The following is a 17,805-nucleotide window of genomic DNA, read 5'->3' on the forward strand; positions in this document are numbered from 1 at the left end:
GCTGCGCCAGCGGGCCGCCCGCGGTGCGCGCGTGCAGCGCGGCGGCCAGCGCCGGGTCGCGCGCGGCGCTGCCCACGCAGTGCAGCGTCCAGTCGAGCGCCAGCAGGCCGGACAGCGCGTCCAGCAGCACGGCATGCGCCTTGCGCGGGGTGAGCGTGGCAACGCAGAGCAGCTGCACGCCGCCGCCCTCCGGGCCGGCACGGCCCGGCGCACCCGCGCCGGCCGCGGTGAAGCCCGGCGCCGCCACCGCATCGTTGCCCGGTTCCACCACCGTGATGCGGTCCGGCGGCACACCCAGCTCGGCCACGTCCCGCGCGGTCTGCCCGCTCACCGCCACCACCCAGCGCGCGTGCCGCAGGGCCGCGCTTTCGCGCTCGCGCAGCGCCTGGGCGGCGGCCGCGTCCAGCCCGGTTTCCAGGTGCAGCGGGTGGTGCACCAGCGCCAGCCAGCGCAGCCGCCGCGCGTGCGGCGCCACCACCTCGCCCAGTGCGCCGAAGGCCAGGCCGTCGGCCACCACGCACTCGCCATCGGGCAGCGCGGCGATGGCGCGGCGCGCCTCGGCCAGGCTGGCTTCGTCGGGCCGGGGCCAGGCGCCGTCCAGGCGCAGCCATTCCACCGAGGCGCCGCGCGCGCGCAGCGACTCGACCAGCCGCCGGTCGTACCGGTAGCCGCCGGTGAGCGTGCGCCAGTCGCCCGGGATCAGCAGCCGGCAGTGGCGCGCGGCGGGCATGCGTGGGGGCCCTCAGGCGGCGGGCAGCGCCGCCTCGTACGAAGCCGAGGCCACATGCGATTCGTTCAGCGTCACGCGCATCGCCGCCAGCCCGCCCGTGGCGCCGCCCGGCACCGCGTGCGGGCCCAGCGCGCCGGCGGCGATGCGCGCCGCCAGGCGCTCGAACAGGGCGTGCGCCAGGAACTCGGTGGTGGTGTTGCGGCCGGCGAACTCGGGCGCCTCGTCGAGGTTGCGGAAGTTCAGCCGCGCCAGCTCTTCGCGCAGCAGCTGCGTGGCCAGGCCGATGTCGACCACCAGGCCGTCCGGGTCCAGCGCCGGGCGGCGCAAGGCCAGGTCCACCACGTAGGTGGCGCCGTGCAAGGCCTGCGCGGGGCCGAAGACCGCGCCGCGGAAGCTGTGCGCGATCATGAAGTGGTCTCGGACGGTGAGCGTGAACATGCGGTGGGATCGGGGTGGGGGTCAGTCGGGGTAGTCGATGCGCTGGCACAGGGTCTCGCTGTCGCCGCCGGCCAGGCGCGCCAGCACCTGGGGAAGCTCGTCGAAGCGCGCGTGGTGGGTGACGAGCCGGTCCAGCACCGGGTCCTTCAGCAGGGACAGCGCCAGCCCCAGCCGGCGCGCGTGGGTCCAGCGCGCGCGCTGCGCGGTGGCCACCTGCCCCACCTGGGAGCTGCGCAGCGTGAGCCGCTGCGCGTGAAACCCCTGGCCCAACGGCAACGGCACCGCGCGGGTGCCGTACCAGCTCAGCTCCAGCACCGTGGCCTCGAAACCGGCCAGGCCCAGGGCGGTGGACAGGCCGTCGGGCTGGCCACTGGCGTGGATGACCAGATCGGCCTCGGGCCGCGCGGCCCCGGGCAGGGCGAAGCCGGCGCCGAGCGCGCGCGCCACCTCGGCGCGCGCGGGCGCGGTGTCCACCACCTGCACCTCGCAGCCCGGCAGGCGCGCCGCCAGCCAGGCCACCAGCAGGCCGAGGGTGCCGCTGCCCACCACGCTGATGCGCTCGCCCAGGCGCGGCGCGGCGTCCCACAGGGCGTTGATGGCGGTCTCCAGGTTGGCCGCGAGCACCGCGCGCGCGGGCGGCACCCCCTCGGGCAGCGGCGCCACGGCGTCGGCGGGCACCTGGTAGAGGGTCTGGTGCGGGTGCAGGCAGAACACGGCGCGGCCCCGCAGGTGCGCCGGGCCGGCCTCGACCACGCCCACGCTCACGTAGCCGTACTTCACCGGCGCCGGAAACTCACCGGCCTGGAATGGCGCGCGCATGCGCCGGGCCTCGCTGGCGGGCACCTCGCCGCGGAACACCAGGGTCTCGGTGCCCCGGCTCACGCCGCTGTGCAGGGCGCGCACGCGCACCTCGCCTTCGCGCAAGGGGGGCAGGGTTTCCGCGCGGATCTCGGCGCGCAAGGGCCCGGTGATCCAGCAGGCCTGGGCCGTGGCGGTGGTGGTGGCGGCGGTCAAGGTGGTGGGCGGTGGCGTGGGTCGGACCGGACAGCAGGGCTTGCGCCCAGGCGCCAAGACGAGGAACCTCAGGGTTCGCCGTTCATCTTAGAGGCCCCCTCGCGCCAACGCCATGCACCCCGCCGCCGCGACCCTCGCCCCGCCGGCCCTGGACCCGGCCCTGCGGCTGCAGGCCGCCCGCGCCCTGGCCGGCGCGGGGCTGGCGCTGCTGCTGGCGGCCGGCGGCATCGGCCTGTGGGGTGGACTGGGCCTGGACTACCCGCTCAAGGCCCTGCTGGCCTACGCCCTGGGCGCCGCGCTGGTGTGGCGCGGCCTGGCCCTGGGTGGCCACCCGCACCGCCGCTTCGGCGCGGCCAACCGCGTCACGCTGGGCCGCCTGGCCGGCATGGCGCTGGTGGCCGCGCTGCTGGGCGAGGCCGTGCCCGCCGCGCCGCCCTCGGCCCAGCCCGGGGGTGGCTGGGCGCTGATCGCCTGGGCGACGGTGGTCGCGCTGCTGGACGCGTTGGACGGCACCCTCGCCCGCCGCCAGGGCCTGGCCAGCCCCTTCGGCGCGCGCTTCGACATGGAGACCGACGCGGCCTTCCTGCTGGCGCTCAGCGCCCTGGTCTGGCAGGCCGGCCAGGCGGGGCCCTGGGTGCTGGCCTCAGGCCTGATGCGCTATGCCTTCGTGGCCGCCGCCGCGTGCTGGCCCTGGCTGGGCGGCCCGCTGCCGCCCAGCGTGCGCCGCCAGGCGGTGTGCGTGGCGCAGATCACCGCGCTCATCGTCTGCCTGGGGCCCAGCGTGCCGGCGCCGCTGGCCTCGGCCCTGGCGGCGGGGGCGCTGCTGCTGCTCGGCGCCTCGTTCGGCACCGACATCGTCTACCTGGCGCGCCAGCGCGCCGCCGCCCCGGAGACCCGCGCATGAACACCGTCCCCGCCCCCTTCGCCCCCCTGCCCCCCCACCCGCGCCGCCGCCTGCTGGCCGCCGGCGCCGCCCTGGCCGCCGCGCTGCTGCTCCCTCCCACGGCCGCGATGGCCCAGGCCGCGCGCTACGAGCTCGACCCCGACCACATCACCATCGCCTTCCTGGTCGAGCACATCGGCTATGCCAAGGTGCTGGGCCTGTTCCGCTCCGCGCGCGGCAGCTACCGCTTCGACGAGGCCAGCGGCACGCTGACGGACGTGCGCATCGAGGTGGAGACCGCCAGCGTCTTCACCAATCAGCGCAAGCGCGACGAACACCTCAAGGGCCCGGACTTCCTCAACAGCGGCGAATTCCCGCGCATGGTCTTTACCGCCAGCGGCGCCAAGCGCACCGGCGAGCGCCAGTTCGAGGTCGCCGGCCAGCTGGAGCTGCTGGGCAAGGCCCTGCCGCTCACCCTGCAGGCCACTTGGAACAAGAGCGCCGAGTCGCCTCTGGGCGGGCCGGGCCGCAAGCCCTACACCATGGGCGTATCGGCGCGCGGCAGTTTCAAGCGCAGCGCCTACGGCATGAACTACGCGGTGGCCAACGGCTGGGTGGGCGACGAGGTGCCGCTTATCATCGAGTTCGAGGCGGTGCGGCAGTGAAGGCCCGGCCCGGTCGGCGGCGCGCGCCACCGGCCGGTCGGGCGTTCACGCGCGCCGGGCGATCACGCCAGGGCGGGCGCCGAGAGGTAGGCCTCGCCGTCGGCCAGCAGGCGGTCGAAGTGCGCCTGCACGGCGTCCAGCAGGGCCGCGTCGCGGCCGGCGTCCAGCCCGGCGAAGGCCTGGCCGTGGTAGTCCCCCCGCCAGCACAGCACCCCGCGCAGCGAGCCCTCCCGCGCGTGGATCTCGCGGATCGTGCGGCACTCGCCGTCCTCCAGGGCATTGGGGTGGTGCAGCGCGTACCACACGGCCAGCGCCGCGCCGAAGGCCAGGCCCGAGGCAGGCACGCCGTGGGCCTGCGCCATCGCCAGGCTGCCGAAGACTCGCTCATCGCGCTGCAGCTTGCGCAGCGGGTCGCGGCCCACGCGAGCGCAGGGGTCCTTGAAGGCATGGGCGCAGCGGCGGCGGAAGGTGTGCACGAATTCCGACAGGTGCGGCCCCAGCGCCGGGAACCGGGCCCTGAGCGCGGGGGCGAGTTCCACGTCCAGCAGATGGTCCATCAGGGCCTGCACGCGCACATCGCCCATGGCGTGACCGATGGTGGGGTAGCCCAGCAAGGCCGCGTACCAGGCAATGATGGCGTGCGTGCCGTTCCACAGCCGGTTCTTGAGCGCCTGGACCTCGCCGATGTCGTCCACGGTGTCGATCTGGCGCAGGTGCTCCAGCAGCTCGCCGCCCCGCTGCGCGTACAGCGGCATGTCGGTCTCGCTGTTGAACAGGATCAGGTGCAGCGGCGCCAGGGCGCTGGCCGGGGCGCCAGCGTCGCGCAGGGTGCTGACGATGGGCGAGATCGCCTCGGCCTGGTCGTCGCCGATGCCGTAGTCCGGCGCCGCCGTCTCCAGCGCAGCCTCGCGCACGGCGGCGACGTTCTTCTCGTACAGGTCGTGCTTGATGCGCAGCTGGCGCAGCAGCGCCTCCTCGGACAGCTTGGAGACGATGCGCGTGACCACCGTCTCACAGAAGTGCGTGCGTTCCAGCGCCTGCTCGGCCTGGCGCGCCGGCAGCCGCTCGCGCAGGGCGCTGGCCACCTGCGCCTGCACGAAGCGCGCACCGCCCACCTTGTTGAGCACCACCAGCACCGTCAGCGAGCGGCCGTGCGCAGCGAAGCGCTCGGCCAGGCCCCGGGCGATCACCGGGGCCTGGGCCACCATGGCCTGCTCGGGCAGGCACAGGGCCACGATCTCGCAGTCGCGGTACATGCCGGCGACGGCCGCGTCGTCGGCCGCGTCCACCAGGCGCATGCGCTGGATGGTCTGGTCAAAGGCCAGGCTGCCGTAGCGCACGCTGTACTTGCCGAAGGCGTTGACGGCGTCGCGCAGCAGCGCGTTGCCGGTGGAGGCGATGATCTCGCCCGGCCGGGTGTAGCCGTCCCAGTGCGAGAACACCTGCGCCAGATAGCCGCCGCCCATGGCGCCGAAGCCATGGATGCCGGCCTTGAGCTGGTTGACCGCCTGAGGGAAGGGCTCGGTGAGGGCCGGCATGGGCAGCCGGGGCGTGCAGGCCGCCAGCTCCTGCAGGAAGCCGCGCAGGCTGGCGTAGCGCGCGAAGGCACGCTCGGCCACCGCCGGCCGCGGCGGCTTGATGTCCTCGACCAGGATGGCCAGGCCGCCGGCGTCGGCCGCGGAACGCAGGCCGTTCTCGGAGTCCTCGAACATCAGGCAACGCTCGGGCTGGCTGTTCAGGGCCTCGGCGGCGCGCAGGAAGATCTCCGGGTGCGGCTTGCCCTGCTTCACCTCGTCGCCGCAGACGCAGAGGTCGAAGTACTTGAAGATGTTCGCGTTGATGAGGTATTCCTCGGCGATGGCGCGCCGGCTGGAGGTGGCCACCGCCATCTTCAGCCCCGACTTGCGCAGGCGCTCCAGCACCGGCAGCAGCCCGGGCTTGACCGGCACCCCGTGCGTGCGCACATGCTGCAGCTCCAACTCGTCGGCGCGGCGGCGGATGTCGGCGTACGGGAAGGCCGCTCCATAGTGCTGTTTGGCAAGTTCTTCAGCCTTGGTGGCGCTCAGGCCCAGCGAGCCCATGAGCACATCCTCGGTGAAAGGCTTGCCGAACAGTTCTTCGGCGGCCTGCGACAGGGTACGGAACCTCAGTCGCTCTGTGTCGAACATGGTCCCATCCATATCGAAAATGGCGGTATCGATCGTCTTGTTCTTGAATTGAAGCATCCAGGTCCTTTCTGCGGTCTTGTGGCGGGAAAAAAAACCGGCCATTGTGAAGCAAGCGGGAAGGCGCCCCCATGACGGCCGTTACCGCGGGCCGCGCCGCGCTGGCGTTTGTGCTGCTCAACACCCTGCTGACCTTCGAAAACCGGTGGCCCGGCCTGGGCGTGCGTTTCATGCCGCGCCTGTCCTTCGAGCTCTGCCTGGGCCTGGCGCTGCTGGCGGCCTGGGTGGCCTGGCGTGGCGCCCCCTCGGCGCGCGCGGCCACGGGGCTGGCGCTGGGCGCCGTGGCGCTGGCGGCGGCACGCTACGCCGACGTGACCGCGCCCGCCATGATGGGTCGCCCGGTCAACCTCTACTGGGACGGCCGCTATGCGCTCGACCTGGTGGCGCTGGCGGCGCGGTCCTGGCCGGCGTGGCAGGTGGCCCTCGCGGCGCTGGCCTTGCCGCTGGGCGCGGCCCTGCTGCTGGCGCTGGCGCGCTGGGCCATCGACGCGCTGTCTCAGGCACTGGCCGCCTGGCCGGCGCTGCGGCGCGGCAGCCTGTTGTCGGCCGCCGCGCTGGGCCTGTGCTTCGCCGCCTACGTGCCCGGCCAGCGCGACACGCGCTGGTTCTTCTCGCTGCCGCTCGCGCCCACGCTGTGGAACCAGGCCACGCTGTTCGCCCAGGTGCTGGGGCCGGGGCGCGGCGAGGCCGCGCTGGGCGCCGGTCCGGCCTTCGACACCGACCTGCAATCGCTGCGCGGCGCGGACGGGGCGCGCGCGGCCGACGTGCTGCTGCTGTTCGCGGAGTCCTACGGCGCCGTCGCGCTGGACGACGCGGCCCTGTCGGGCGCGCTGGCGCCGGCGCGCGAGCGGCTGCAGGCCGCCATCGACGCCAGCGGGCGGCGCGTGCTGTCGGCCCGCGTGCGCGCGGCCACCTTCGGCGGCGCCTCGTGGCTGTCGCACGCCAGCCTGCTGTCGGGCCTCGCCATCACCGACCCGGCGCTTCACAACCTGCTGATGGCCAGCCAACGGCCCACGCTGGTGAGCCTCTTTGCGCGGCACGGCTACCGAACGGTGGGCTGGATGCCCGGCATCAAGCGCGCCTGGCCCGAGGGTGCCTTCTACGGCTTCGAGCGCTTCGCCGACGACGTCCAGCTGGGCTACCGCGGCCCGGACATCGGCTACTGGCGCATCCCCGACCAGGTGGCCATGGCACTGCTGCACGAACAGGAGCTGGGCGCACCGCCCGCCACGCGCCGGCCGGTGTTCGCGGTGTTCCCCACGGTGAGCACGCACGCGCCTTTCCAGCCGCTGCCGGCGCTGCTGGACGATCCGCTGCGCGGCCCGCCCCCGGGCACCTCGGGCCAATCGGGCCGCGCGGGCTATCCCGACAGCCTGCGCTACCAGTTCCAATGGCTGGCGCGCCACCTCGAGCGCACGGCCGGCCAGGGACTGGTGCTGATCGTCGTCGGCGACCACCAGCCGCCCGGCGGCGTGGCGGGGCGCGACGCCCCGTGGGACGTGCCGGTGCACCTCATCACCAGCGACGCCACGCTGGCCGGGCGGTTCCAGGCCCTGGGCTTCACGCCCGGCCTGCAGCCACAGGGGCCGGCGCTGGGGGCGATGCACGATCTGACGCGCTGGCTGCTGCTGGCCTTCGACGGCCGGGCCGAGCCGCACTGAATCCACCCGAACGCAAAGCCCATGCCGCTCCGACGCTCATCCCCCCCGGCCCTGCTGGCCTTGCCGCTGCTGCTGGCCGCCTGCGCCGCGCCCCCACCCGCCACCGACACCCTGGGCATTGCCTTCGTGCGGGTGCCGGCGGGCGAGTTCTCGATGGGCAGCGACGAGCCGGCGTCGAGGCTCGCGGCCAGCTACCCTGGCCTGGAGCCGTCCCGCTTCGAGGGCCTGTCCGACGAAGCGCCGGTGCACCGCGTGCGCATCACCCGGCCCTTCGAGATGGCCCGCCACGAAGTCACGGTGGGCCAGTTCCGCGCCTTCCTCCAGCGCTCGGGCCACGTGCCCGAATCCATCGCCGACGGCACCGGCGGCTATGGCTACAACCCCGCCTACGACCCGGCCACCACCCCCCGGCGCGACGCCTTCGAGGGCCGCTCGCCCCGCTACTCCTGGCAGAACCCGGGTTTCGCGCAAGGCGACGACCACCCCGTGGTCAACGTCACGTGGAACGACGCCACCGCCCTGGCCCGCTGGCTGACGCAACAGGAAGGCCGGACCTACCGCCTGCCCACCGAGGCCGAATGGGAATACGCCTGCCGCGCCGGCGGCACGGGCCGCTACCAGCACGGTGACGACCCGGCGGGCCTGGTCCGCGTGGGCAACACCTTCGACGAAGACGCCGCCGCCAACTGGCCCGCCTGGCGCGACCGCGCCCTGCCCGGCCGCGACGGCCACGCCTTCACCGCCCCCGTGGGCCGCTACGCCCCCAACGCCTTCGGCCTGCACGACCTGCACGGCAACGTGTGGGAATGGGTGTCGGACTGGTACGGCGAGGACTACTACGCGCGCTCCCCCACCGAGGACCCCCAGGGCCCGGCCGATGGCAGCGTCAAGGTGCGGCGCGGCGGCTCCTGGCACACCTGGCCGCTGTACGCGCGCTGCGGATTCCGCAACTGGAACACCGTGCAGACGCGGTACACGCTGGTGGGAATTCGCCTGGTGAGGGAGCTGGGGCGGTGATGGGGCGGCATGGGCCGTGGCAAGCCCCCATGCTTGGCCAAGGCCCCAGCTAAACCGCCGGCCGCAGCGCCGCGTCGTACGCCGCTCTCTCGAACACGAACGGTCCGAAGCCGCCGTAGTCCCAGTGCCCGGCGGCCGAGTCCGCGCGCCGGTGCGGTTGCTCGAAACCCGACCAGATAACCTGGGCGGACCCCAGGGTGACGGTGGCCAGCAGCGGCCAGCAACCCGGTTCGCCACAGGCGCATTCGAGCAAGGCCCGCTTGTCGTCGGCGTCGGTGGCCCCTCGCCGCAGCGCGGCCAGTTGCCGCGCAGGCGGCACCGGCCACACGTAGGCCGCGGCCAGGCCCGGGTGCCCTTCGGCCTCGGCCATGGGCCGCTCGTACCGGCGCACGGCCTCGATCAGGCTTTCGCCATCGATCAGCAGCTCCAGCGCCGCGTGGCGCGAGCCGTCTTCGAGCGTGACCGTGGTTTGGCGGGTGGTGAGTTGGTTCATGCGGGACGCCGGGCCTGGCCGAACGGGGCCCGCGGGTTCTGGCCGAGGGCCGCCATCCTAGTCGAGCCGCCGGTCCCCCGTGGCCGCGGCGGCCGCGCCGCTACCGCACCCGCCAGGCGGGCACCTCACCCAACAGGGAGCGCGGCAGGCCGAGGGTGGCGGACCAGTTCTTGGGCGGGCGTCCACTCAGTCCCGCCGATACGCCAGCACCTTGAGGCTGCGTTCAGCCGACACGTCCTGGAACGCCTCCGGGTTGGCCACGCGCTCCACGAACGCCAGCCCCGGCGCGTTCGACTCCACCGCCTCGCGCAGGAACGCCACGCCCAGTTCCGGCGCGTTCAGGCACAGCATCGCCTGCCCGCCCGGGGCCAGCAGCGCCGGCAGGCGCCGGGCCAGGCGGGCGTAGTCCTTGGTGGCGACGAAGCTGCCCTTCTGAAAACTGGGCGGGTCGCAGATGACGAGGTCGTACGGCCCGCCGCGCGTGAGCTTGCCCCAGGAGCTGAAGATGTCGTGGGCCAGGAAGCGGGCGCCGGCCTGCAGGCCGTTCAGTTCGTGGTTGGCGCGGCCCGTGGCCAGCGCGCCGGCGGCCATGTCCACGTTGACCACCTCGCTGGCCCCGGCCTGCAGCGCGACCACCGAGAAGGCGCAGCTGTAGGCGAACAGGTTCAGCACGCGGTCGCCGCGCTGCACGCGCTCGCGCACCCAGCGCCGGCCCTCGGCCATGTCCAGGAACAGGCCGTGGTTCTGGCCGCGCAGCAGGTGCACGAGGTAGCGCGCGCCGGCCTCGGTGACCACGTGCGGCTCGGGCAGTGCCCCGGCCATGAGGCGCGTGGCGGCGCCGTGGCCGCGGCACTGGTACACCCAGCTCAGGGGTTCGTCCGTCAGCTCGCACCAGCGCGCGGCCAGGGCCTCCCCCACGGCGGCCAGCGCGGCCTCGTCGAGGGGTTGGAACGACGTGAGCAACAGGGCGGGCGGGAAGGCGTCCAGCGCCAGGTGTTCGCAGCCGGGGTAGAGACCGCCCCGGCCATGGAAGACGCGCTGGGCGCCCAGGGGAAAGGCCATCGTCGCGATGGCGTCGAGCAAGGCTTGCATGGGGCGGCATTCTGGGGCCGGCATCGGCAGCGCGGCGCCAGCGCCTGGCGCCGGCCGGGGCATCCAAGCCGTGGCCTCCTCCGTATAAGGGCCATGCCCGCCCCACAGACCACGCCCGACCGCCGCTGGCAATGGAGCAATGTGCTGTGGACCCAGCTCGCCTGGTTCGCCGCCGTGCTCGGCGCGGCCCATGGCCTGCCCGTGTGGGGGACCCTGCCCGCGCTGGCCGTGCTGCTGTGGCACCTGCGACGGGCCCCGCGGCCGCGCGCCGAGGCCCGGCTCATGCTGCTCGCCGCCGGGCTGGGTGCCGTCGCCGACACGCTGGTGCTGCGCCAGGGCGTGCTGGCCTATGCCAGCGGCCAGTGGAGCGCCGCCCTGCCGCCCCTCTGGATGACCGCGCTCTGGGCGGTCTTCGCCACCTCGCTCAATGTGACCCTGCGTTGGTTGCATGGCCGCCCCCTGCTGGCCGCCGCACTGGGCGCCGTGGCGGGGCCGTTGGCCTTCCTGTCGGGCGCGCGCCTGGGCGCGGCCCAATTGCTCGAGCCCGGGATCGCCATGGCTCTGCTGTCGCTGCAGTGGGCGCTGGTGCTGCCGGTGCTCACCCTGTGGGCGCGCCGGCTTGACGGGGTGGGAGGCGCCACCCCGCCGGCCGGCAAGGCCTGCGCGCCTTAGCGCGCCACTTCCCCGGTTGGGCCTTCATTGGCGCGCTGCGGCGGCGCCGCATCGGGCCCCGACTCAGGCCAGCGCTGCGGCACGCGCCGCACCTTCTGGAGGTCGTAGCCCAGCGCCTGCAGGCGGGCCATGGCCTGCTCGTAGGCCTGCGGCGCGATCTGCGGCGTGCGCGCCATCAACCAGGCGTAGTCGCGATCGGACCGGGCGATCAGCGTGCGCTGCCCGTCCGGGGACAACTCGGCGATGACGTATTCGGCCTGAAACGGCCACAGGAACTGCATGTCCCACACCGCGTTGCCGGTGCCGGGGCGCACCGTGCCCACGGGGTGCATGGTGCTCACCGGTGCGTCAAAGCCGCCATGGCGGAAGCGAAACCGGGTGGCGATCCTGCCGTCCTCGCGCAGGGAATAGGACTCCACCGCGTTGAAGGCCGCGCGTTCGGGCCAGGTGGGCACATGCGCAATGACGTACCAATCGCCCATGAAGCGGGCCAGGTCGACCTGGCCCGCGGTCGGGATGGTGGGCAGGCGCGCGGCGGACGAGCCGCCGCGGCTGGCGCAGGCGGCCAGTGCGGCGGCCGCGAACGCGAGGGCGGCCCGCAGGCGCCATCGCGGATGGGAGGGGTTTTGGTCCATGGCGGTTCGGCTGGCGTTCGGCTGGTCGTCGTCGGATTTACGCAGCCCGCGGCCCCACGGATCACCGCCCCCTCGGCAAATACTGTTCATGGATGTGAACAAGGCCTGGCCGGCCTTCGAGGGCCCCCATAGCATGGACCGATTGCAAGCCATTGGAGCAGCGACAACCATGCAACGGCCGGTTTTGAACGAAGTATTGGCAACGCCCTATACCGACGAATTTGATGTGGTGGTGGCCGGCGGCGGGGCCTCCGGATTGATCGCCGCGGTATCGGCCAGCCGCCTGGGCGCACGAACGCTATTGCTTGAACACGCCAATTGCCTCGGCGGCACCGCAACCTACGGCATGGTGGCCCAGTGGATCGGCTTCTACAACCGCGATACCCGCGTGGTCGGCGGCATCGCCAAAGAGCTGGCCGACCGGGTGGTGGCGCTCGATGGCAGCGAGGGATTCAAGCAATACCTCATGGCGGAAGCCAGCGAACATCCGATTCCCATCGTTCATTTCGCGTTCAATCCGGAGGTCTTGAAAATCGCCGCCGATGCCCTTGCGGCATCGACGCCGTTGCATGTGCGTTTCCATACCCGGGTCGTCGCCCCGATCGTGGCGAATCGGCGCGTCACGGGCGTGGTCATCGAAGACATTTCCGGGCGCAGCGCCATCCGCGCGCGCATGGTGATTGACGCCACCGGCGACGCCGCGGTCGCCTTCGGCGCGGGCGTGGCCATGGCCCCTTCCGAATTGTCCGATGGCGCGGATGTCCAGCCGTGCACGTTGATGTTTCGCCTGTCGAATGTCGACGTGGCCAGCTTTCGGGCCATTCCACGCGCACGCAAACGGGAATTGGCCCTGCAAGGCATTCGCGAAGGACGGATCTTCTGGGAAAGCCTGTCCTTTTGCAGCACCCCGGGCAACACGGACGCCATTTGCCTGATGAGTCGGGTCTCCGGGATCGATGCGACCCAGGCGGGCGACCTCAGCCGCGCCGAAGTCGAGGGGCGACAGCAGATCGGCTCCATCCTGTCGTTTCTCAAAGAGCATGTGGCGGGTTTTCAGCGGGCGACGCTGGCCGCCATCGCCGGGCACATCGGTGTGCGCGAAACGCGCCGGATGGCCGGCCGCTACACGCTCACTCAAGAGGACATCCTGTCGTTCAAGCACTTCCCGGATTCGATCGCGCTGGGCGCCGGGCCGATGGATATCCACGAAACCGGAGGCACCGGGATATCGCTTCATGTGCCGGCTCGGCCATTCGAAATTCCCATGCGTTGCCTCATGCCGGAGTCGATGTCCGGCCTGGTGGTCACGGGCAGGGCGATTTCCGCGACCCGGCACGCCAATGGCGGCGCGCGGCATATGGCCACGGCCATGGCATTGGGCGAAGCGGCGGGCGTCATGGCCGCCCTGGAAGCGGCGAGCGGTGCCAGCCCGAACGCGGACGCCGTGCGCGGCGTCATTCACGCCCGCGGCGGCTTCGCCAGCGCCAAAGACGCCACCGAAACATTCGTCAGCCAATGAATTTGCCTACCCCACAGGAGACCACCATGCTCAGCCGACGCGAATTGTTGATATCAGCCACCGCCCTCGCCGCCGCTGGCGTCGGCCGGGCGCAGACCTATCCGTCCAAACCGATCACGATGATCGTGCCCTTTTCGCCAGGCGGTGCGGCGGATATCACCGCCCGGGCGATTTCCACGGGGCTGGCCGAGGCGCTCGGTCAGCCGGTGGTCGTGGACAACAAACCCGGCGCCAGCGGGATCATCGGCGCGGAAGCCGTGATGGCGCGGCCCGCCGACGGGCATACCCTGTTGCTCGCGTCGAATTCCATCACCACGGGCAAATGGCTGTACCCCCGCATTTCGTTTGACGTGTTGAAGGACTTTCGCGGCATCGGCATGGCCTTGAAAAGTCCGTACATGGCGGTGGTCGCCGACTCCTTCCGGGGCAATGGCATCCAGGACCTGGTGCGATGGGTCAACGAGCGGCCTGGCGCGGTCAACTACGCCACCGCCGGCAGTGGCACCGGCCCGCACTTGTTCGGCGAGATATTCCAGCGCCAGACGGGGACCTCGATGGTGAGCGTGCCGTACAAGGGATCGGCGCCCGCCCTTGCCGCCGTGCTGAGCGGCGAGGTGTCTGTCTACTTCGACATTCTGATGTCGTCCAAGGGCTTGCTGGCCAGCGGCCGCCTGAAATCGCTGGCGGTATCGAGCGCCGACCGCCTGGCGCAGTTTCCGGCCGTGGCGACATTCGCCGAACAAGGCATTGCGGGGCTGGACCTCTACTCCTGGTTCGGGGTGGTGGCCAAGGCCGGCACGCCCGGGCCGATCGTCCAGCGCTTGAATGAGGCGCTGAACCAGATCGTTCAGGACCGCCGGTTTTCGGCCCGCGCCGTGGAGCTGGGCGCGACCTCGGTGGGCGGTTCGGCCGACGCGTTCCAAGCGGTCATCGAAAGGGACACGGCCCTGTGGGGCCAGGTCATCCGGGAAAAGAACATCCGGCTGGAATGACATGTCGCCACAGCGTGACGGCACCGGCGGGGCCCGGCGCCACGACAACATGGCCCTTCCCGAGGCCGATCTGGTCGTCGTCGGCTCGGGCGCGGCGGGGCTGACGGCGGCCATCGTCGCCCAGCGCCGGGGCATGCGCGTGGTGGTACTGGAGAAGGACGCCCTGGTCGGCGGCACCACGGCGGTTTCCGGCGGTGTGCTGTGGGTGCCGCTCACGGCCAGGGGGCGCCAGCAGAACCCGCAGGATTCGCCAGCGGCCGTGCGCGAGTACCTTCGCCACGAGATGGCCGATCGTTATGCGTCGGATTCGGTGGAGCTGTTCCTGGAGAAGGGGCCGGAAATGGTCGAATTCCTCGAACGCGAGACCGATGTGAGGTTCTGTTCGACGCTCTACCCCGACTACCACCCCGAGGCGCCGGGAGCCAGCCTGATCGGACGCGCCCTCGTGGCCGCGCCGTTCGATACCCGGCGGCTGCGACACGAACGCCGCCGCCTGCGTCCGCCCCTGAAGACCATCACCTTCATGGGCATGATGTTCAACTCGTCGAACGCCGACCTGAAGCATTTCTTCAAGGCCACGCGATCGTTCGCCTCGTTCCTGTATGTCGCCAGACGCCTGGTGTCGCATGGTGTCGACCTGCTGCGCTACGGCAGCGCGGTGCATGTCACTGGTGGCAACGCCTTGGCTGCCGCGCTGTTCAAGGCGGCGGCCATCGACCTCAAGATCCCGGTGCTCACCCACGCCGAGGTAACGGGCCTGATCCGGGACGAGCACGGCATCAAGGGCGTGTCGGGCACCTTCCGGGGCCAGCCCTTTCGGCTGGTGGCGCCGTGCGGGGTGGTGCTGGCCTGCGGCGGGTTTTCGCACGACCAGGCGCTCACGGCCGCGCGCTTCCCGACAGCGCTGGCCGATCGAAAGCCCCTGTCCGCCACCCCGCCATCCATCACGGGAGACGGTATCCGCCTGGCCTTGTCGGCCGGGGGATGCCTGGCGGCACCGTTGCCGCAGCCGGCCGCCTGGATGCCCCTGTCCCTCGTGCCCAGGGGGCGCTCTGGACCCGCGGTCTTTCCCCATTTGCTCGATCGCTACAAGCCCGGTGTCATCGCGGTGCTGCGCAGCGGCCGGCGCTTCACCAACGAGGCCAACTCCTACCACGACGTGTGCTCGGCCGCCCTGCGCGAGGCATCTGACCGCTCCGAGGCCGCGATGTGGCTCATCTGTGACAGCCGTGCGCTGGCGCGCTATGGCCTGGGCTTCGTCAAACCGGCACCGCTGCCGTTTCGCCAGCACCTGAGAAGTGGCTACCTTTGCATGGCCGACACCTTGTTCGATCTGGGCGAGAAACTCGGCGTTGACGCCTCCGAGCTGAGCAAGACCGTCGAGGATTTCAACCGGGCGGCGGCGGCCGGCAGGGACCCCCAGTTCGGGCGGGGTTCGACCGCCTTCAACCGCTTTCTGGGCGACCCGGATTGGAAGCCCAATCCCTGCGTCGCCCCCATAGAACGCCCGCCCTTTTTTGGCCTGAAGTTGCTGGTGGGCGACCTGAGCACTTTTGACGGCTTGCAGGCCGACCTGAGGGGCCAAGTGCTCGCGCAAGATGGCAGCGCCGTCAACGGTCTGTATGTGGTCGGGGCAGACCGCGTGAACATGATGGGCGGTGCCTACCCTGGCCCAGGCATCAACCATGGCCCGCACATGGCGATGGCGTACCACATGGCCAGCACCATCGGGCAGAATGGGTTTTCCGCCAGTTAGGGAGTTGCCGTGCCGCGCCATCCGCCGAGTTCCCCGACAGGCAGCGGTGCGGTGAAGTCGGCGAACAGGACCCTGGACCTGCTGGAGATCCTGGCCAATTCAGACCGCTCGCTTTCTCACGCCGAGCTGGCATTGCGCGCGGCGATCCCCAAGAGCAGCCTGAGCCAACTGCTGAGGACGCTGCAAAGCCGCGACTACATTCAATCCCTCGGCCCCAACGGCCCCTACCGCCTGGGCGCCTCGGCGGTGAACCTGATCCGCCATGGGCTGCACATCCAGCGTCTGGTGACACAGGCCCGACCGCACATGGAGAAGCTGGCGCTCGAGGCCCGGTACTCGTGTGGGCTGAACATCCTGCGCGGCGACATCGTCGAGCGGGTGTTGGGGGTGACGGCCGCCGATGCCCAGGGGTACGCCATGCACGAGGGGGTGCGTGCGCCGCTGTACGCCAGCTCGTCCGGCAAGCTGTTTCTGGCGCACATGGCCAGCGAGGACGTGGAGTCGTATCTGGCGCGGGTGCAACTGCGGCCCATCACCAGCCGGTCACTGCACTCCAGCAAGGAGTTGCGGCGCCAGATCCGGTTGGCGCGCGAAGAAGGCGTTGCCTATTCCAAGGACGAGTTCACCAACGGCATCGTCGGCGTCTCGGTGCCGATCCTGAGTGCCCACTGGCGAATGACCGCCTCCTTGGGGCTGGCGGTTCCGTCCATGGAATTCGACGCCCGCAAGGACGCCCTGTTGGTGACTTTGCGAAAAGCGGCCCACGGCATCTTCACCCAGGTGTCGGCGGCCTGATGCGGGCCGCGCTCACCGCGCCCACGCCCGCACGGTCTCCACGATCAACTCCGAGACCTCGCCCATCACCGCGTCCTCCAGCAGGCCGGCGCGGCACCACAGGTAGATGGGGCGCGGCGTGGGCGGGCCGGACAGGGGCAGCTCCACCAGGCCGAAGCGCGCCGCCAGGCGGCGCAGCGGGAAGCGCGGCAACACCGCCAGGTGCTGGCCCTGGGCCAGCATGTCCAGCAGCATGGCGGCGTCGCCCAACACGGTGATCTCGATGCGCAGGCGCTGCACGCCCACGGCCTCCAGTTTGCCGCGCACGTCCTGATCGAAGGGCGAGGCCGTGCCCAGGCTGATCCAGGCGCGGTCGTCCACGTCCTCGGCGCCCAGCTCGGCCTTTCCCGCCAGGGGGTGCTGGCGCGCGCAGAACACGCCCAACTCGTCGTCGGCCAGCAGCTGGCGCACGATGCCCGGCGGCGGGTGCTCCAGCCAGGACGGCGCGATCACGAAGTCGTGCCCGCCGTCGATGAGCTGCTCCAACAACAGGTGGGGCCGGTCGTTCTGCAGCGCCAGGGCCAGATCGGGGAACTGCCGCAGCAGCACCGGCGCCAGCTCGCCCATCACCGCCGCGCCGATCACCGGGCCGATGCCCAGCCGCACCTGGTGGCGGATGCCCCCCCGGTGGCGGGCGGTGACCTCGGCCGCGTCCTTCAGGCGGCGCGCAATGGCGCGGCCCTCGCGCGCCAGCATCTCGCCCAGCGGCGTGCTGCGCACCCCGTAGCGGCTGCGCTCGAACAAGCGCCCGCCGGCCTGCATCTCCAGCGTCTGCATGTTGTGCGTCAGCGTGGGCTGGGTCAGGTGCAGGTGGCGGCTGGCTTGGGTGATGGAACCCTTCTCCAGGATCGCGGCGAGCTGCACCAGGTGCCTTGGGTCCATAGGAATTTTTATATTTGGCGAGCAATTTTCAATTTTACGGATGCGATCGGTCCCTCTAAGCTGCGCGCGGGCCCCATCGAGGCGTGCCATGGTGAGGCACGCCCGGGGCGCCGCCAACCACCCCCCATCAGGAGACAGACCGATGACTTTTTCCCGCCTGCTTCGCGCGCTCGCCCATGCCGGGCTCTTCGCCCTGGCCACTGGCGCCGTTCATGCGCAAAGCTGGCCAGGCAAGCCGGTCCGCCTGCTGGTGGGCTCGCCGCCCGGCGGCCCGTCCGACATCACGGCGCGCACCTT

The 17,805-nt window shown here is 71.8% G+C and carries 17 protein-coding genes; 9 read left to right on the forward strand and 8 right to left on the reverse strand.

Annotated elements, in window-relative coordinates; translation table 11 throughout:
- The 3 genes from BGO22_RS06030 to BGO22_RS06040 all read right to left on the reverse strand — a co-directional run.
- The coding region (locus BGO22_RS06030; protein ID WP_286849640.1) for a glycosyltransferase at positions 1-730 on the reverse strand (730 nt) is incomplete at its 3' end.
- A 12-nt stretch (positions 731-742) separates the two neighbouring features.
- The gene (locus BGO22_RS06035) at positions 743-1,168 is read right to left on the reverse strand and encodes a 6-pyruvoyl trahydropterin synthase family protein (protein ID WP_070398480.1); all 426 of its coding nucleotides are present in this window, start codon (positions 1,166-1,168) and stop codon (positions 743-745) included.
- 21 nt (positions 1,169-1,189) lie between these two features.
- Positions 1,190-2,182 (reverse strand): zinc-dependent alcohol dehydrogenase, encoded by a 993-nt coding sequence (locus BGO22_RS06040; protein WP_070398481.1) that lies wholly within the window; start codon positions 2,180-2,182, stop codon positions 1,190-1,192.
- 112 nt (positions 2,183-2,294) lie between these two features.
- Here BGO22_RS06040 and BGO22_RS06045 point away from each other — a divergent pair, with 112 nt between their 5' ends.
- On the forward strand, positions 2,295-3,086 hold the full coding sequence (locus tag BGO22_RS06045; protein WP_070398482.1) for a CDP-alcohol phosphatidyltransferase family protein: 792 nt from the start codon (positions 2,295-2,297) through the stop codon (positions 3,084-3,086).
- The gene (locus tag BGO22_RS06050) at positions 3,083-3,730 is read left to right on the forward strand and encodes a YceI family protein (protein WP_070398483.1); all 648 of its coding nucleotides are present in this window, start codon (positions 3,083-3,085) and stop codon (positions 3,728-3,730) included. Before BGO22_RS06045 ends, BGO22_RS06050 begins: the two co-directional genes overlap by 4 nt.
- Positions 3,731-3,792: 62 nt before the next feature.
- On the opposite strand, the gene mtlD is transcribed toward BGO22_RS06050, so the two are convergent.
- Positions 3,793-6,000: a bifunctional mannitol-1-phosphate dehydrogenase/phosphatase gene (gene mtlD / locus BGO22_RS06055; RefSeq protein ID WP_353744344.1), complete on the reverse strand. Its 2,208-nt coding sequence runs from the start codon at positions 5,998-6,000 to the stop codon at positions 3,793-3,795.
- Positions 6,001-6,026: 26 nt separating this feature from the next.
- Between mtlD and BGO22_RS06060 the strand changes: the two genes are divergently transcribed.
- Positions 6,027-7,616 (forward strand): alkaline phosphatase family protein, encoded by a 1,590-nt coding sequence (locus BGO22_RS06060; protein ID WP_286849644.1) that lies wholly within the window; start codon positions 6,027-6,029, stop codon positions 7,614-7,616.
- Positions 7,617-7,637: 21 nt separating this feature from the next.
- Positions 7,638-8,633 carry a formylglycine-generating enzyme family protein gene (locus tag BGO22_RS06065; RefSeq protein WP_070398486.1) on the forward strand — a complete coding sequence of 332 codons (996 nt, stop codon included), beginning with the start codon at positions 7,638-7,640 and terminating at the stop codon, positions 8,631-8,633.
- A 49-nt stretch (positions 8,634-8,682) separates the two neighbouring features.
- Here the strand turns inward: BGO22_RS06065 and BGO22_RS06070 are convergent, their stop codons facing one another.
- Together BGO22_RS06070 and BGO22_RS06075 are read right to left on the reverse strand one after the other, a co-directional pair.
- Positions 8,683-9,126: a hypothetical protein gene (locus BGO22_RS06070; protein ID WP_070398487.1), complete on the reverse strand. Its 444-nt coding sequence runs from the start codon at positions 9,124-9,126 to the stop codon at positions 8,683-8,685.
- A gap of 186 nt (positions 9,127-9,312) precedes the next feature.
- On the reverse strand, positions 9,313-10,218 hold the full coding sequence (locus tag BGO22_RS06075) for a class I SAM-dependent methyltransferase (protein ID WP_070398488.1): 906 nt from the start codon (positions 10,216-10,218) through the stop codon (positions 9,313-9,315).
- Between the two features lie 93 nt (positions 10,219-10,311).
- Here BGO22_RS06075 and BGO22_RS06080 point away from each other — a divergent pair, with 93 nt between their 5' ends.
- On the forward strand, positions 10,312-10,890 hold the full coding sequence (locus tag BGO22_RS06080; RefSeq protein WP_070398489.1) for a DUF2878 domain-containing protein: 579 nt from the start codon (positions 10,312-10,314) through the stop codon (positions 10,888-10,890).
- Here the strand turns inward: BGO22_RS06080 and BGO22_RS06085 are convergent.
- The gene (locus BGO22_RS06085) at positions 10,887-11,525 is read right to left on the reverse strand and encodes a lipocalin family protein (RefSeq protein WP_286849649.1); all 639 of its coding nucleotides are present in this window, start codon (positions 11,523-11,525) and stop codon (positions 10,887-10,889) included. The genes BGO22_RS06080 and BGO22_RS06085 overlap by 4 nt on opposite strands.
- Before the next feature lie 88 nt (positions 11,526-11,613).
- Here BGO22_RS06085 and BGO22_RS06090 point away from each other — a divergent pair, with 88 nt between their 5' ends.
- Genes BGO22_RS06090 through BGO22_RS06105 form a run of 4 tightly spaced genes read left to right on the forward strand, consistent with a single transcriptional unit; the run spans position 11,614 to position 16,587 of the window.
- Entirely contained in the window at positions 11,614-13,044 is a 1,431-nt protein-coding gene (locus BGO22_RS06090; RefSeq protein ID WP_175442815.1) for an FAD-dependent oxidoreductase, read from the forward strand.
- A 26-nt stretch (positions 13,045-13,070) separates the two neighbouring features.
- A complete protein-coding gene (locus BGO22_RS06095; RefSeq protein WP_070398492.1) occupies positions 13,071-14,036 on the forward strand; it encodes a Bug family tripartite tricarboxylate transporter substrate binding protein in 966 nt (321 codons plus the stop codon).
- A 1-nt stretch (position 14,037) separates the two neighbouring features.
- Positions 14,038-15,792, forward strand: coding sequence for an FAD-dependent oxidoreductase (locus BGO22_RS06100; RefSeq protein WP_286849651.1), 1,755 nt, complete (start codon positions 14,038-14,040; stop codon positions 15,790-15,792).
- Positions 15,793-15,843: 51 nt separating this feature from the next.
- The gene (locus tag BGO22_RS06105) at positions 15,844-16,587 is read left to right on the forward strand and encodes an IclR family transcriptional regulator (protein WP_070398493.1); all 744 of its coding nucleotides are present in this window, start codon (positions 15,844-15,846) and stop codon (positions 16,585-16,587) included.
- A gap of 12 nt (positions 16,588-16,599) precedes the next feature.
- Here the strand turns inward: BGO22_RS06105 and BGO22_RS06110 are convergent, their stop codons facing one another.
- Positions 16,600-17,508, reverse strand: coding sequence for a LysR family transcriptional regulator (locus BGO22_RS06110; protein WP_070398494.1), 909 nt, complete (start codon positions 17,506-17,508; stop codon positions 16,600-16,602).
- Positions 17,509-17,805 lie beyond the last annotated feature (297 nt).

Source organism: Hydrogenophaga sp. 70-12 (assembly GCF_001897365.1).
In the GTDB taxonomy this organism is placed as follows: domain Bacteria; phylum Pseudomonadota; class Gammaproteobacteria; order Burkholderiales; family Burkholderiaceae_C; genus Hydrogenophaga; species Hydrogenophaga borbori.

Bases quoted from the DNA above. Each gene is read 5' to 3' on its own strand.
- BGO22_RS06075 (WP_070398488.1), bottom strand. From the start codon at position 10,218: ATGCAAGCCTTGCTCGACGCCATCGCGACGATGGCCTTTCCCCTGGGC.
- BGO22_RS06090 (WP_175442815.1), top strand. From the start codon at position 11,614: ATGGATGTGAACAAGGCCTGGCCGGCCTTCGAGGGCCCCCATAGCATG.
- BGO22_RS06110 (WP_070398494.1), bottom strand. From the start codon at position 17,508: ATGGACCCAAGGCACCTGGTGCAGCTCGCCGCGATCCTGGAGAAGGGT.
- BGO22_RS06085 (WP_286849649.1), bottom strand. From the start codon at position 11,525: ATGGACCAAAACCCCTCCCATCCGCGATGGCGCCTGCGGGCCGCCCTC.
- BGO22_RS06065 (WP_070398486.1), top strand. From the start codon at position 7,638: ATGCCGCTCCGACGCTCATCCCCCCCGGCCCTGCTGGCCTTGCCGCTG.
- BGO22_RS06050 (WP_070398483.1), top strand. From the start codon at position 3,083: ATGAACACCGTCCCCGCCCCCTTCGCCCCCCTGCCCCCCCACCCGCGC.
- BGO22_RS06100 (WP_286849651.1), top strand. From the start codon at position 14,038: ATGTCGCCACAGCGTGACGGCACCGGCGGGGCCCGGCGCCACGACAAC.
- BGO22_RS06035 (WP_070398480.1), bottom strand. From the start codon at position 1,168: ATGTTCACGCTCACCGTCCGAGACCACTTCATGATCGCGCACAGCTTC.
- mtlD (WP_353744344.1), bottom strand. From the start codon at position 6,000: ATGGCCGGTTTTTTTTCCCGCCACAAGACCGCAGAAAGGACCTGGATG.
- BGO22_RS06080 (WP_070398489.1), top strand. From the start codon at position 10,312: ATGCCCGCCCCACAGACCACGCCCGACCGCCGCTGGCAATGGAGCAAT.
- BGO22_RS06070 (WP_070398487.1), bottom strand. From the start codon at position 9,126: ATGAACCAACTCACCACCCGCCAAACCACGGTCACGCTCGAAGACGGC.
- BGO22_RS06095 (WP_070398492.1), top strand. From the start codon at position 13,071: ATGCTCAGCCGACGCGAATTGTTGATATCAGCCACCGCCCTCGCCGCC.
- BGO22_RS06045 (WP_070398482.1), top strand. From the start codon at position 2,295: ATGCACCCCGCCGCCGCGACCCTCGCCCCGCCGGCCCTGGACCCGGCC.
- BGO22_RS06060 (WP_286849644.1), top strand. From the start codon at position 6,027: ATGACGGCCGTTACCGCGGGCCGCGCCGCGCTGGCGTTTGTGCTGCTC.